The organism is Pectinatus frisingensis (assembly GCF_015732285.1).
Taxonomy (GTDB): Bacteria; Bacillota; Negativicutes; order Selenomonadales; family Selenomonadaceae; genus Pectinatus; species Pectinatus frisingensis.
In genome coordinates this window covers 75,717-89,941 of sequence record NZ_WIQU01000022.1, presented here as the reverse complement: position 1 = coordinate 89,941, position 14,225 = coordinate 75,717, and the positions used below count along the sequence as shown (strand labels likewise).

Sequence of the window (14,225 nt, the reverse complement as noted above, 5' to 3'; positions counted from 1 at the left end):
TCCGCCAGCACTGCAACGTATAAGAATAAATTTCCAGATCAAATCACTGTGTTTTTTTCTATTATGAATGGATAGTCATCTGCCCCCTTAAGCACTTTTTTCACATCTACCATAACATTTTTATCACAGATGACATTTTCAATAAACGCATTTTCTTTGATCCGGCAACCCTGCATGATAATACTATTCCTTATTCGGGCACCCGCGTCCACTTTTACATTACGAAAAAGAATACTGTTTTCAACTTGACCTTTCAACACGCACCCGTTTGATATCAAAGAATTGCTCACATGTGCATCTGCCTTGTAACGGGCCGGTACATCATCTTTTATTCGTGTGTAAATAGGAAATTTGTTGAGAAATAATTCATGCCAAATCTGCGGATCAAGTAAATCCATGCTAGTGTGATAATAATTGAGCGTAGAATTAACGATAGACACATAACCATTATGACAATAGCCGTAAATATTATATTTTTTTTGAGTCCGCATTATGCCATCAAGCAAAAAGTCTGAACCACCGCGTTCATAAGTATATTTAACTATATCCATAAAAATTTTTTGTGACATTAAATATATATCCATAAATACACTTGCATTATCATCGGCCACTGGTTGATTAGCTATATCAGTCACCAATCCTGTTTCTTGTGTCTGCAAAACAGTACATGGGGAAAATTTTTTCTGTAAATTTTTATAATAAAGCATTGTTATATCAGCCTTGGTATTTTGATGAAAACGCAGCGCATTATTAAAATCCATATTAAATACACTCCGGCTGCCTGATAATAGTACATAATCATAAACATTACGATGCATAGCATCCAAATTCTGATAAAGTGTACGCAGTTCAGATGGATGCGTCCTGCTATTTGTATCGAGTGGTGTCATATAATAAAGTCCTTCATGTCGACGAGCCAAGTCCCAATCCTTTCCCGAGCGTAAATGGTCGAGAACCGATGCTGATTTATTGGGTAAAATTATCCCTACCGATACTATTCCTGAATTCACCATACTGGATAAAATGAAATCAATAATTCTGTACCTGCCGGCAAAAGGTATCGTGGCTATGGGACGTATTTTAGTAACTTCTTTTATGAGGTCATTATCTTCATGCAAATTTATCAACCCCGTAACATGATTCATTTATAATTCCTCCAGTAAATCAACCAACTTGTTTATTTTCTTCATCCGGTGCCATGACAAGCTTTCCTTCTGCAATAACTACAATAGAACCATCCTCAGAACAAATATGACAATTATCGGTTATTTCACAATTCTGAGCGATGATAGCCTTTTCCACCACAGAATTTTCACCTATACTGCTAAACGGCATTATTATCGAATTTATTATTTTAGTTCCCTTGCCAACATGTACTCCAGGAAAAATAACCGAATTTTCAACATTTCCTTCGACAAAGGCTCCGCCGCTTATCAGTGAATTTTTTATTTTAGCTCCGGGAGCAACAAAATGCGGCGGCAGCGACGGATTAGCCGAATAAATGCGCCATGTTCCACCCAAATCAAGAGATGGTTTTTCTTTCAAAAGATCCATATTGGCTTGCCACAAACTTTCAATAGTACCCACATCTTTCCAATATCCATCAAAGGCATAAGAGAATAAGCGGGCATTGTCTGCCAACATTTTTGGAATAATATTTTTACCGAAATCATGCTCCGACAAATTATCGGCAGAATCCTTTTCCAAGTACTCTTTTAATATTTTCCAGCTAAAAATGTATATACCCATTGATGCCAGATTACTTTGTGGTTTTTTAGGTTTTTCTTCAAAGGCTGTTATTCGTCCTGTTTTGTCCGTACTCATTATGCCAAAACGCGTAGCTTCCTTCAGCGGGACTTTAATTACACCAATTGTTGCATCAGCTTTATTCATCTTATGTTCTTCCAGCATCCATGAGTAATCCATTGTATAAATGTGATCACCCGACAAAACCAATACATATTGCGGATCGCAGGTTTCAATAAAATTTATATTCTGATAGATGGCATCTGCCGTGCCCTTGTACCAATCCGCCCCTTTTTCTCTTGTGTACGGTGGTAATATATATACTCCGCCATTTTTTCTATCTAAATTCCAAGCTTCGCCTGTACCCAGATATGTATGCAGCTCGAGTGGTTTATATTGTGTCAATACTCCCACTGTTTCTATACCGGAGTTGGAACAGTTACTGAGCGGAAAGTCAATAATACGATATTTCCCACCAAATGGTACGGCAGGTTTGGCAATTTTTTTCGTCAATTCTCCCAGACGGCTGCCTTGTCCACCTGCCAAAATCATTGCTAGACATTCGACTCTTTTCATAATAATTCCTCCTCAGTAGATAATAATTCTCTTTTAATTGCATTGTTTAATTAAGTATGGTAATTGTGATTTATGAGAAAAAACATTATAATTGTAAAATTTATGTAAATATTTAAGCCAAAAATTTACATAAATAATATTTATAGCTGCATATTACATAATAAGTCAATCGGCACCGTTCACAACAATAACAGAAACGACCATTTCCCTTCATTATTATTATATCAATCACTTCTGTTAGTATATTTATACAATTCTGGATTAAGCTGATAAATCCTGCCTGATAAAAAATGTTTTTATTGAAATTTAATCAATTTCAACCCACGGGAAAATTTACTTGACACATTTGATGATAAACGAAATTTATTAATAAATTTTTCAGCCAATTCAACAGCATCTGATTCCCGACCATATTTCAATTCCAATTCCATTTCACAAATAGGTGTATTTTTTACACCGGCATAAATAAATCCCTGATCTATTACCAATTCTATTTTTGATGTATTATAAAATATAATTGATTGGTGCCGTAAAAAATTATTGGTGACAATAGGCGAAAGTGTAATATTTTTTATATCAGGAATAATATTGTGAAATATTGCCGTATCGGCAAATGTATTTAGATTGGGTTGTATAGTTTGCACCACCCGATTGATTTCAAAGCGGCGGTGCAGCATTTCACTACCTGTGTCTGTTCCTTTTATGGTAGCAACACATAAATTATTTTCTTTTCTCACTCGGTAAACAATCTTATTTCTGGTTAGCATCAGGTTATCAGTATCATAATAATACGCTGACATATGAAAATTAAATATTTTCCCTGGTCGGTAAAGCCCTGCCGTAAATTTATTGAGCTCATCAATTTCATACTTATCTTGAATTTGCAGTTTTATTTCTATTTCCTCATTCTTTTTGGCGTTTTTCATATTATTTTCTTCACCCTTGTATAAAATTTATCAGGCTAAATCGCTTTATTGTAAATATATAAAACGTTTTAGCCTGATGTTTAAAAACTTTCTTATAGAAATATGAGAATAATTGAACCGACAAACAATGTTAAACTTAATGATTTAAGGGCTGAACGTATAGTTTCAGCATTATTTTTTGCCAGTGGACAGATAAAATATTGTATTATCCAGACCAGAAAAGATGCACTAAGGAAAAAAGCGGGGATATCAGTAAATAAGATACTATATAAAAGCAATAGTATCGCCAGCAATGAAGCTGTTGACTGTCCCTTGGTAAAATGTTTTCTCTCAGGTCCGACCTGTTTGATTTTACACGTCCGCTCTGCCCGATCACAATCATTATATGCTTTTTCTGCTTCATCAAAATCTTTTTGTGTAATTTTTTTATAAATCATCATCATGCCTCATTTTATAAACAAAATAATTCATAACGGCCCGAACCGGTCAGTTTAAGCTGGTATCTGTGATATTGCAAAAGTGTAGAATGATGCCCAACACTTATAATTGTAATATTTGGCAACTCAGTTTTCAACATTTTATACAGACGGGCTTCTGTAATTTCATCCAAAGCTGATGTTGCCTCATCTAAAAATACCCACTCCGGTTTTTTCAAAAGTATCCGGGCAAAAGCCAAGCGCTGCTGTTCACCCAGCGATAAAATACAACTCCAATCATCAGACTTATCTAACTGACTGATAAATTTCTCAAGTTCACACAAACTTAGCACATGCTCTTCATAAACTGCTGACGCAGCCGACTGCGTTTGCGGATAATAAAGAGCCTGCCGCAGTGTGCCAAGCGGTAAATAAGGTTTCTGCGGTAAAAACAATATCTTGTTTTGCTGCGGCAGGCCTATCTTACCGGCAGCAAACGGCCAGATTCCGGCTAAAGTGCGCAGCAAAGTACTCTTACCGCAGCCGGAAGCTCCGGTTATTATCAAGCTTTCTCCTGCCGGCAGTCTTATATTCAAATCACTAATAAGAGATTTCCCTTGCGGCAAATTAACTGTCAACCCACTTATCTCCAAATTGGCCGCTATGCTTTTTTCCACGGGTGATTCAATTTTTTTAATTTCACACATATGCTCAGTAAAGCTACCCAACCGACGAATAACTGAAGACCATTGTGCAATATCAGTATAAGAATTCACTAAATAGGACAATGCATCCTGAACCTTACCAAAAGCAGTCAGCGTCTGAATAAGCCAGCCGATTGGCATCATTTCACCAAAATAGCGCGGTGCGGCAATTAATATTGGTAAAATAATAGCCAGTTGTGAATAACTCACCGTCATACCGGTCAATATTTTTTGCCGATTCATTATCTGCCGAAAATTATTAATCACAAAAATAAATCGATTTTTAAAATTAACTTTTTCTGGTTGTTCCCCCTTATAAAAAGCAACACATTCGCTGTTTTCCCTGATACGCATCAAAGAAAAACGAAAATCGGCTTCATATTTTTGCTGATTAAAATTCAAGCCAATCAATTGATGCCCCACCTTATGAGTCAATAAAGTGCCAATTATTGAATAAATAATTGTTACCCATACCATAAAGCCGTATATCTGCACCGTTTGTCCATTAAAAGAAAATGAAAATGATCCTGACAACTGCCAAAGCATTGCAATAAATGCAATTAACGTCACTAATTGTTTAAACAATCCTATTCCCAAATTCAGTGTCAAATTGACAAAAAGATTAATATCTTCTTGTATACGCTGGTCTGGATTATCTGTATCCTTTATTGCAGATTGCAAACGATAATAGGTCTGGTTCTCCAGCCACGCATCCAAATAATGCGCAGTCATCCATGTACGCCATTTTATCTGAAGCATTTGCTGCAGATAAAGTGCATATACTGCCAATAATATGAACAGGAATGCTAAAAAGCTAAATTTACCTATAGACTGCCAAAAGTTTTGGTAAGAATAATTTTGTAATATAGTATAAAATTCATTATACCAGCTGGTCAACAGTAATAAAATATAAACTGAAACCAGATTCATTACGATTACTGCACTCAATAAACCACGAGCCTTCCATTTTTCCTTTGACTGCCAATAATCTTTGAACAAAAAATAAAAAATCCAGGCTGATTTTTTTATACCATATTTATCATATATTTTCACAGTATAGCCTCCGATGGCTTGAAATAAAATATGGTTAAAAGTATAATAAAAAAATAAACTTATTGCAACGTGTTATCATCAGTAAAAACAGGGGTAGATATATCGATGAACTACATTTTTTTACTTGCAGTGACTTTCTTATTGATTATAGTCCTTTTGTATGCCGGTTACCGCTATTTACCACAAAAGCGCATATTTTGTATATTTGCAGCTATTGTATTAGTTTGTGTATCTTCCATTATTTGGTTCAGCAGCCGATATCCACAGCAAAGCAAAGTAACCGATTCTCAAAAGATGCAGATTTTAAGTGAACAGCCTTTTTTTGTGACATGGTATGAATCATATAAGCAGAATATTGATGACATTGACCGTGTTTGGAGCCGATACAACAACAACCTCAACAGATTCTCCCAAGATGATGTATCATTGAGGGTTTTAACAGAAAACTTGATTAAAAATCAGGCTGATATCATCAGTTTGCAAAAAAAGCTTGCAACAGCACTGCCACCTCAGGAATTATCCGATACAAATTATAAACTCAGTTATGATGTTTTGGAAAAAACCAGATCATATTTAGCAGCACAAAGTGAAACTATAACCGCATCTGTGCAACTGCTTCAGTCGCCCGAATTTTTAAATCAACCACGCGATATCCAGTACAAGCAGCTTGACAACATCCGCATATTAAAATCTCCGGTTAATTTGAATATTTCCCCGGATATATCCAGCATAAGAGATAATCTCATTTTGCCTGATTTATCCTGAGTATTGCTATCTTATAGTCATATAAATAAAAAAAACAATTATTTATGGGATTTTTTTTATTCATACAGGATTATTATTATCTGTCATAGAATATAAATCAAGATGCACCAAATTTCATTATTGTATTACAAACGAACGGAGGAATTCACTTAGTGGAATTTCATCATATAAGTGTCATGGCTGATGAAGTCATTAGGGGATTGAATATAAAGTCAGACGGAATTTACGTAGATTGCACACTTGGCGGTGCTGGTCATGCTTCACGCATTGCATCGCTTCTGGGCAAAAATGGAACTTTACTGGGAATTGACCAAGATGAGACAGCCGTGGCGGCAGCTAAAGAAAAATTAGCCTGCTGTATCTGTCATACAATAGTAGTACATGACAATTTCAAAAATCTGACTGCCATATTAGCTCGGGAAAATATAACCGGAGTCGATGGTTTTTTATTTGATCTGGGCGTATCCTCTCCACAAATTGATGATGCTGAACGGGGATTTTCCTATATGCATGATGCTCCGCTCGATATGCGCATGGATCAGCATGAATCGCTCACGGCATACGATGTAGTAAACAATTACAGTGAACTGCATCTTACTGATATTTTCAAAAAATATGGTGAGGAACGATGGTCTAAAAGAATTGCCAAATTTATTATACTATATCGGCAGGAAACACCTATAAAAACGACTGCCCAATTAGTTGATATAATCTGTCGGGCCATTCCGGCAGCAGTCCGCAGAAACAATCCCGGTCACCCGGCAAAAAGAATATTCCAGGCCATTCGCATTGAAGTCAATAATGAGCTTGGTATACTGAAAAAATCGTTTGAATGTGCCGTTGAACATTTAACTCAGCATGGCCGGTTAACTGTAATTACCTTCCATTCATTGGAAGACCGCATTACCAAACAGACCCTGAAACTCATGGCAACAGGCTGCATCTGTCCACCGGATTTACCAATTTGTATCTGTGGACATAAAAGGCAGATACGTTTATGCGGTAAAGCCCTGACACCTTCCGAAACGGAATTGATCGATAATCCACGCTCCAAAAGTGCAAAACTACGCATCGCAGAGAAATTATAAAACATTACTTAAAACTAACATCAATAAGGCACTCAGCATCCTAACAATGTTCTTTCACACTGTCCAATAAATTATTTGGGGGCACGGACAATGGTAAAATATACTTACGGCAATTTGGCAGAAAAATCATCTGAGGCAAAACATTCCTCACCAACAGATTCTGCCTTTCACAGCCGCCGACGCAAAAAAGAAAAAATTCAACTGAACACAAAATGGCGGGCGCGCTGCTTGTTTTTAGTCATTTTGATTTCAGCCATGGGCATGTTCATCACTTTCCGTAACGGTCTGGCTGCACGGCAAGGCTATGACCTTGTCAAAGCAAAACAATCCGTTGCCACATTGGAAAAAGAAAATGCCCGTTTGCATTTAGATATTGCCAGTTTAAAATCACCGGAACGAATAAGGTCGATAGCTGTTGGCAAGTTAGGAATGATCCTGCCGCCGCAGGTATATTTTGCCGACAAAAAGCGCTGATTTATAAATTTGTGGAGCTGTTTTTTTACAGCTCCTTTTTAGTTCTTTGATAATCTGCTATAATATATTTGTTTTGTAAAAATAGGAGGTATTACCATGCATAAGGCTGTAACTGACTTAATAAAAAAACTCAGCAACGCTACAACTATAAATACCACAGACATAACAGGCATAGATATAAGCTCACTGGAATGTGACTCCCGTAAGGTACAAAAAGATTCACTTTTTTTCTGTATAAAAGGGGCAACCGTAGACGGTCATGACTTTGTCGGACAGGCCATAAAAAACGGCGCATCAGCCATAATAGCTGAACATGATGTTGCTGTACCAGACAGCATAGTAAAAATCATCGTTCCTGACACACATAAGTCCATGGAAGAAATAGTACCATACTTTTATGATTATCCCAGTAAAAAAATGCGTCTGATTGGTGTGACCGGAACAAATGGAAAAACAACCATCACTTATATAATACGCTCTATTTTGCGTAAAGCCGGTTACAAAACAGGCCTTATCGGTACAATAAAAATAATGGTTGAAGATGAAATATTGCCGATACACAATACAACACCGGATATCATCGATCTGCAGCATGTTTTATATCACATGCAAAAAGCCGGCATGGATTATGTAGTTATGGAAGTTTCCTCCCATGCGCTGGCTCTAAATCGTGTGGCTGGCTGCGAATATGACACGGCTGTATTTACTAATCTGACACGCGATCACTTGGATTTTCATAAAACATTTGAAAATTATGCCTTGGCAAAAGCTAAACTTTTTTCTTCTTTGACAGCAAAAAGCAACATAAAACAAAATAAAACAGCCATAATAAATATTGATGACCCCTCCAGCAACATCATGTGTGAGCATACCAAATGCCGTTTATTCACTTATGCCATACATAAGGACGCCTCATTAAAAGCTTGTAATATTAATATCCACGCTAATGGAATGGAATTTTCTCTGCGGGGCAGCCTGACAGATATAACTTTGCACTCAAATATAACCGGTATGTTCAATGTATACAATGTAATGGGTGCAATAGGTGCCGCTTTAGCTGAAAATATTGAGCTGCGGTTCATCACTGCAGCTCTTGAAGAATTTCACAGCGTTCCGGGACGGTTTGAATTGATTAGGGCAGGACAAGATTTCTCTGTCATTGTCGATTATGCACATACTCCGGATGGTTTGGAAAATGTTTTAAATACAGCCCGACAAATTACCACCAAACGTTTGATAACAGTATTTGGCTGCGGTGGTGATCGTGACCGTACTAAAAGACCCATTATGGGAAAGATTGCCGCTGAAAAATCCGACATTGTAATTGCAACATCCGACAATCCGCGCAGTGAAGATCCGGAATTCATTTTATCAGAAGTTGAAAATGGCGTTATACCCGCTTTACACGGTAATTTTCATGAAAAAATAACTGATCGTAAAAAAGCTATATATCGGGCTATAGAACTTGCCAAAGCAGGTGACATCGTTATGATAGCCGGTAAAGGCCATGAAAACTACCAAATCTTAAAAGATAAAACGATTCATTTCGATGACAAAGAAATCGCCATAACAGCCATAAAATCAAAGCTTGCGGGGGAATTATAATTGCCGGCATTTACATTAGCACAACTAAAAAAATACACTGACTGTAAAATCTTGCAACAAACCTGCACCGAATTTACCGATATAAGTACTGATACACGCAGCATCACTCCCGGTATGCTGTTTTTGGCACTAAAGGGAGAAAATTTTGACGGTCATGATTTTCTTGCCCAGGCTTGTGAAAAAGGAGCCATCGGTCTTATCATTTCAGATAAAACCAAATTGCCTGCCAATGTTACCAAAAAGTCTACTATTTTACTTGTTAATAACACACTTGACGCTTATTTAGACATAGCCGGAGGCTGGCGCGACCAGTTCTCTCTACCTGTAATCGCCATAACCGGTTCGAACGGCAAAACAACCACTAAAGATTTGACAGCGGCTGTTTTATCCGAAAAATATTCTGTCTTAAAAACATTTAAAAATTTCAATTCTGAAGTAGGCATAGCTTTGACACTGCTTTCCATTACACCTTCTTATGATATGGCAGTGGTTGAAATGGGCATGCGTGGTCTCGGTCAAATAAGACGTTTGGCAAAAACTGCCAAGCCGGATATAGGAATTATACTTAACGTTGGTAATACCCATCTTGAACTATTAGGTTCACAGGAAAATATTGCCCGGGCAAAGGGAGAATTAGTCGAGGCAATAAAACCACAGGGTACCGTAATTTTAAATGTTGATAATACATACACCGCAGCAATGACCTCTATGACAACCGCGCATATAATAACATTTGGTATAAAAAATTCAGCTGATATTATGGCAGAAAATATAACCGTTCATTCCAATAATAAAACGACTTTCACTTGTAAGCTGCTTAATGAAAATCTCCAGTTAACAATACCGCTTATTGGGGAACATAATGTCTATGATTCATTGGCCGCAATTGCGGCTGGCTGCGCCATGGGAATGACACCACTGGAAATAAAGGCAGGTCTGCAAAAATTTCGACCATCAGGGATGCGTTTCGAAATAATAGCCATGCATGGTTATACTGTTGTCAATGATGCGTATAATGCCAGTCCGGCATCGATGGCTGCCGCTTTAGATAGTTTAATGTCAATGACTGCACAAAGACATATAGTGGTTTTTGGCGATATGAAGGAACTTGGTGAAATTGAACGTACCGCCCATGAACAAATCGGACTTTTATGTGTCCAAAAGAAAGTTAATATCCTATTAACTTTGGGTCCATTAGCCCGCTATACTGCTGAAACAGCTGCGCACTATGGCCTTAAAGCGGTCTATAACTGCAGTTCGCATGCCGATGCAGCAACAAAATTGAAAGCTATACTAACTGCCGGTGATGTAGTTTTATTTAAAGGTTCACACAGCATGCAAATGGAAAAAATAATAAATTTATTGGAGACGTAATAAATGATGGTAATGATTTATCCTGTTTGGGCAGCAATATTATCAGCTGCAGTAGTTCTTTTATGCGGACCAAAATTGATCCCTGAACTGCATAAATTAAAATTTGGTCAAAGTATCCGGCAGGAAGGGCCTAAAAGCCATCAGATAAAATCAGGCACACCCACTATGGGCGGAATTATAATTGTCCTCGGCATACTGGTTGGTACATTGACTTTTGCCCACTTGACTGTGGAAATTTTATTAGCCTTATTGATAACTTTAGGGTATTTTATAATCGGTTTTATTGACGATTATATAAAAGTCGTATTAAAACGAAATTTAGGCCTGACGGCACGGCAAAAATTTCTTGGTCAACTGATAATTGCTCTATTGGCAACATATCTTGGCATCCATTACGGTGTGCTGGATATGAAACTATGGCTGCCATTACTGAATATTAATATAAATCTGGGTTTCTTCTACTATATCCTAATATGGCTTGTATTAGTCGGAACCACTAATGCCGTAAATTTGACCGATGGTTTGGATGGTCTGGCTGCCGGTTCAGTAGCAATAACCTCGTTTGTCTATGCACTTATTTGTCTATATTTTGTAAAATTTGATTTAGCCATACTTTGTTTATCCTGTACCGGAGCCTTAGTCGCATTTCTAAAATTTAATAAGCACCCTGCCCAAATTTTTATGGGTGATACCGGTTCACTCGCCCTCGGTGGAGTTATCTCATCAGTCGCTATCCTGACACATACAGAAATCCTATTAATATTAATTGGCGGTTTATTTGTCATTGAGGCATTATCAGTTATAATCCAGGTTGTTTCCTTCCACTGCCGTCATGGAAAAAGAGTCTTTTTAATGAGTCCATTGCATCACCACTTTGAATTAAAAGGTTGGCCGGAAGTCAAAGTGGTAAGAAACTTTTGGCTGATCAGCGCACTGTGTGGTTTTTCAGGTTTGATCATATTGTTACTAAGTTGAGAAAGAAGATAATTATATGGACTTAAAAGATAAAAAAATTGTTATAATAGGCGCCGGTATAAGCGGAATTGCCGCAGCTAAGATAGCAAAAAAGTCAGGTGCATTTGTAATCATAAGTGACACCAACACTGCTGATAAAATAAGATATGATTTATCTGAACTAAAAAATCTCGATATCCGTGTCGTGCTGGGGAAACAGACTATAGATCTGCTAAAATCAGCCGATTATGTACTTTTATCACCAGCCGTACCGTTATATACACCTTTATTTAAGCAGGCAATGGATATGGGTATAAAAATAATGAGTGAGATTGAATTTGCATGGCATTTGGCTAAAGCACCAATTTATGCAATAACGGGAACAAATGGTAAAACCACGACAACTACTCTATTAGGGCTTCTGATGAAAAAACATTGCCATAATGTCGGTGTCGGCGGCAATATTGGCGTACCGCTATGTGATGAAGTATTACGTGTTGGCGCCGATGGCTGCACAATAGCTGAAATATCAAGCTATCAGCTGGAAAGTACAAGTGTTTTTCATCCACATATAGCAGCTGTCCTCAATGTCACACCTGATCACATAGTTCGCCATGGTTCCATGGAAACCTATCAAAAAACCAAGGAAAAAATTTTTGCAGACCAGACAAAAAATGATTTTCTCGTACTTAATTTTGATGATTTACGTACCCGGGACATGGCTGAACGAGCTGACAGCACTGTTATGTTTTTCAGTCGCAAAACCAATTTATCCGAAGGAGCTGTTGCTATAAATGGCAGCTTAGTAGTAAAATGGCAAAATAAAGTGTATGATGTATGTCAGCTTGATGAAATAAAAATAAAAGGCAGCCATAATATTGAAAATGCGTTGGCCGCCACTGCAATGGCTTTTTTGGCGGGTGTCGGCATTGAACAAATTGCACAAGTGCTGAAAACCTTTCCTGGTGTTGAGCATCGTATCGAACCTGTTAGAATTCTTAATGGGATTCATTATTATAATGATTCCAAAGCGACTAATACAGACGCTGCTGTAAAAGCCTTGGAATCTTTTCCCAATCACATAATATTGATTGCCGGCGGACGTGATAAGCAAACTGATTTAACTGACTTTATGAAATTAGTAGCAGAACGTGTGGATAAGTTAATACTGTTGGGAGATGCCGCCGATCGTTTCAAAGCAGCGGCTATAGCCAATGGATTTGCTGCAGAAAACATCTCAATGGTTGGTTATTCTATGTCTGAGGCGGTTAAAACAGCCCACAGCCTTGCCCGCATTCCCCAGACAGTATTGTTCTCTCCGGCCTGCGCAAGTTTTGATATGTATGACGGCTATGAGGCGCGCGGCAAAGATTTTAAAAAAATTGTAAAAGCACTGTAATAATTAAAAGCAGGTAGTATAATTATGAGATTTATTTTTTCCGGTGGTGGTACCGGCGGACATATTTACCCGGCTATAACTTTGATTGACAACATCAAGCAACGGCATCCGTCTGCCCAAATTCTATATGTTGGCACTAAAAATGGACTGGAAGCAGATATTATTCCCAAAGAAGACATTCCCTTTGTTACAATAAACATAGAAGGTTTTGCCCGCAGAGCCACAATCAAAAATTTGGCAGTTGCTGCCAAAGCATTATGGAGTTTATGCAAAGCTTACCGCATCATAAAAAAATTTAACCCGGATGCCGTTATTGGCACCGGCGGTTATGTCAGCGGTCCGATTTTACTGACTGCAGCTTTACTTAAAATTCCTACATTAGTACAGGACCAAAATGCTATTCCTGGTATTACCAACAAAATATTAGCCAAATTTGTTACCAAAATAGCTTGTGGTTATGAATCGGCCTGCCAGCATTTTCCCACTGCTAAAACCGTTTTGACCGGCAATCCTATCAGACACTCTGTTCTTGAATATTCCCGCTGCGCAGCAGCAAAAGCTCTGCAACTCGACGAAAATAAAAAAACCATTTTAGTCACAGGCGGCAGCAGAGGAGCCCGGCGTATCAACGAGGCCATGGTATCTGTGTACAAATACTTTATTAATGATCCGTCTGTACAATTTCTTCATATAACTGGTAAAACTGAATATGACAGAGTCATCCAAAATTTAAAGAAAAATAATATTGACATAAAAACGGCAAATAATATTTTTATAAAACCATATCTATATAATATGCCCAAAGCATTGGCTGCAGCCGACATAGCAGTTTCTCGCGCCGGTGCAATCGGCTTGTCAGAAATAACAGCCTGTGGCATTCCATCTATATTAATTCCCTATCCTTATGCAGCTGAAAATCATCAGGAATTTAATGCACGGGCATTGGTAAAGCATGATGCTGCCGTAATGATACTTAATTCTGAATTGACCGGAAAACGGCTGCTTAATGAACTGCAAAAACTTCTGGCATCACCAAAACACCTTACTGCAATGTCGGTGAACAGTAAGGCCATGGGACATCCCGAAGCAGCTAAAACTATTGTGGACATAATATTTTCAATTATAAAAAATAAAAAATGAGAATT

The 14,225-nt window shown here is 37.7% G+C and carries 13 protein-coding genes; 8 read left to right on the top strand and 5 right to left on the bottom strand.

Going from position 1 to position 14,225, the window contains the following annotated elements:
• Window positions 1–38 precede the first annotated feature (38 nt).
• The 5 genes from glgD to I6751_RS03395 form a co-directional block, all read right to left on the bottom strand.
• Window positions 39–1,145, bottom strand: a complete 1,107-nt coding sequence (gene glgD / locus I6751_RS03415; protein WP_196591712.1) for a glucose-1-phosphate adenylyltransferase subunit GlgD — start codon at window positions 1,143–1,145, stop codon at window positions 39–41.
• Between the two features lie 19 nt (window positions 1,146–1,164).
• Window positions 1,165–2,322, bottom strand: coding sequence for a glucose-1-phosphate adenylyltransferase (locus tag I6751_RS03410; RefSeq protein ID WP_196591711.1), 1,158 nt, complete (start codon window positions 2,320–2,322; stop codon window positions 1,165–1,167).
• 296 nt (window positions 2,323–2,618) lie between these two features.
• Window positions 2,619–3,248 carry a CYTH domain-containing protein gene (locus I6751_RS03405; protein ID WP_196591710.1) on the bottom strand — a complete coding sequence of 210 codons (630 nt, stop codon included), beginning with the start codon at window positions 3,246–3,248 and terminating at the stop codon, window positions 2,619–2,621.
• A gap of 92 nt (window positions 3,249–3,340) precedes the next feature.
• Complete coding sequence (locus I6751_RS03400; protein WP_182188295.1) at window positions 3,341–3,685, bottom strand: hypothetical protein; 345 nt, start codon at window positions 3,683–3,685, stop codon at window positions 3,341–3,343.
• A 14-nt stretch (window positions 3,686–3,699) separates the two neighbouring features.
• Window positions 3,700–5,421 (bottom strand): ABC transporter ATP-binding protein/permease, encoded by a 1,722-nt coding sequence (locus I6751_RS03395; RefSeq protein WP_414153183.1) that lies wholly within the window; start codon window positions 5,419–5,421, stop codon window positions 3,700–3,702.
• Between the two features lie 105 nt (window positions 5,422–5,526).
• Here I6751_RS03395 and I6751_RS03390 point away from each other — a divergent pair, with 105 nt between their 5' ends.
• The 8 genes from I6751_RS03390 (at window position 5,527) to murG (ending at window position 14,220) form a co-directional block, all read left to right on the top strand.
• Complete coding sequence (locus I6751_RS03390) at window positions 5,527–6,186, top strand: hypothetical protein (RefSeq protein WP_182188294.1); 660 nt, start codon at window positions 5,527–5,529, stop codon at window positions 6,184–6,186.
• Window positions 6,187–6,338: 152 nt separating this feature from the next.
• On the top strand, window positions 6,339–7,274 hold the full coding sequence (rsmH, locus tag I6751_RS03385) for a 16S rRNA (cytosine(1402)-N(4))-methyltransferase RsmH (RefSeq protein ID WP_182188293.1): 936 nt from the start codon (window positions 6,339–6,341) through the stop codon (window positions 7,272–7,274).
• Between the two features lie 90 nt (window positions 7,275–7,364).
• On the top strand, window positions 7,365–7,748 hold the full coding sequence (ftsL, locus tag I6751_RS03380; protein WP_182188292.1) for a cell division protein FtsL: 384 nt from the start codon (window positions 7,365–7,367) through the stop codon (window positions 7,746–7,748).
• Window positions 7,749–7,844: 96 nt separating this feature from the next.
• The gene (locus I6751_RS03375) at window positions 7,845–9,353 is read left to right on the top strand and encodes a UDP-N-acetylmuramoyl-L-alanyl-D-glutamate--2,6-diaminopimelate ligase (RefSeq protein ID WP_196591708.1); all 1,509 of its coding nucleotides are present in this window, start codon (window positions 7,845–7,847) and stop codon (window positions 9,351–9,353) included.
• On the top strand, window positions 9,354–10,727 hold the full coding sequence (locus I6751_RS03370) for a UDP-N-acetylmuramoyl-tripeptide--D-alanyl-D-alanine ligase (RefSeq protein WP_196591707.1): 1,374 nt from the start codon (window positions 9,354–9,356) through the stop codon (window positions 10,725–10,727).
• A gap of 3 nt (window positions 10,728–10,730) precedes the next feature.
• Window positions 10,731–11,702, top strand: a complete 972-nt coding sequence (gene mraY, locus I6751_RS03365; RefSeq protein WP_196591706.1) for a phospho-N-acetylmuramoyl-pentapeptide-transferase — start codon at window positions 10,731–10,733, stop codon at window positions 11,700–11,702.
• Window positions 11,703–11,718: 16 nt separating this feature from the next.
• Entirely contained in the window at window positions 11,719–13,080 is a 1,362-nt protein-coding gene (gene murD / locus I6751_RS03360; RefSeq protein WP_196591705.1) for a UDP-N-acetylmuramoyl-L-alanine--D-glutamate ligase, read from the top strand.
• Window positions 13,081–13,104: 24 nt separating this feature from the next.
• Window positions 13,105–14,220 carry an undecaprenyldiphospho-muramoylpentapeptide beta-N-acetylglucosaminyltransferase gene (gene murG, locus I6751_RS03355; protein ID WP_196591704.1) on the top strand — a complete coding sequence of 372 codons (1,116 nt, stop codon included), beginning with the start codon at window positions 13,105–13,107 and terminating at the stop codon, window positions 14,218–14,220.
• Window positions 14,221–14,225 lie beyond the last annotated feature (5 nt).

Coding starts and splice junctions, on each gene's coding strand:
- I6751_RS03405 (WP_196591710.1), bottom strand. CDS start 3,248: ATGAAAAACGCCAAAAAGAATGAGGAAATAGAAATAAAACTGCAAATT.
- murD (WP_196591705.1), top strand. CDS start 11,719: ATGGACTTAAAAGATAAAAAAATTGTTATAATAGGCGCCGGTATAAGC.
- I6751_RS03375 (WP_196591708.1), top strand. CDS start 7,845: ATGCATAAGGCTGTAACTGACTTAATAAAAAAACTCAGCAACGCTACA.
- I6751_RS03390 (WP_182188294.1), top strand. CDS start 5,527: ATGAACTACATTTTTTTACTTGCAGTGACTTTCTTATTGATTATAGTC.
- glgD (WP_196591712.1), bottom strand. CDS start 1,145: ATGAATCATGTTACGGGGTTGATAAATTTGCATGAAGATAATGACCTC.
- I6751_RS03410 (WP_196591711.1), bottom strand. CDS start 2,322: ATGAAAAGAGTCGAATGTCTAGCAATGATTTTGGCAGGTGGACAAGGC.
- ftsL (WP_182188292.1), top strand. CDS start 7,365: ATGGTAAAATATACTTACGGCAATTTGGCAGAAAAATCATCTGAGGCA.
- mraY (WP_196591706.1), top strand. CDS start 10,731: ATGATGGTAATGATTTATCCTGTTTGGGCAGCAATATTATCAGCTGCA.
- I6751_RS03400 (WP_182188295.1), bottom strand. CDS start 3,685: ATGATTTATAAAAAAATTACACAAAAAGATTTTGATGAAGCAGAAAAA.
- murG (WP_196591704.1), top strand. CDS start 13,105: ATGAGATTTATTTTTTCCGGTGGTGGTACCGGCGGACATATTTACCCG.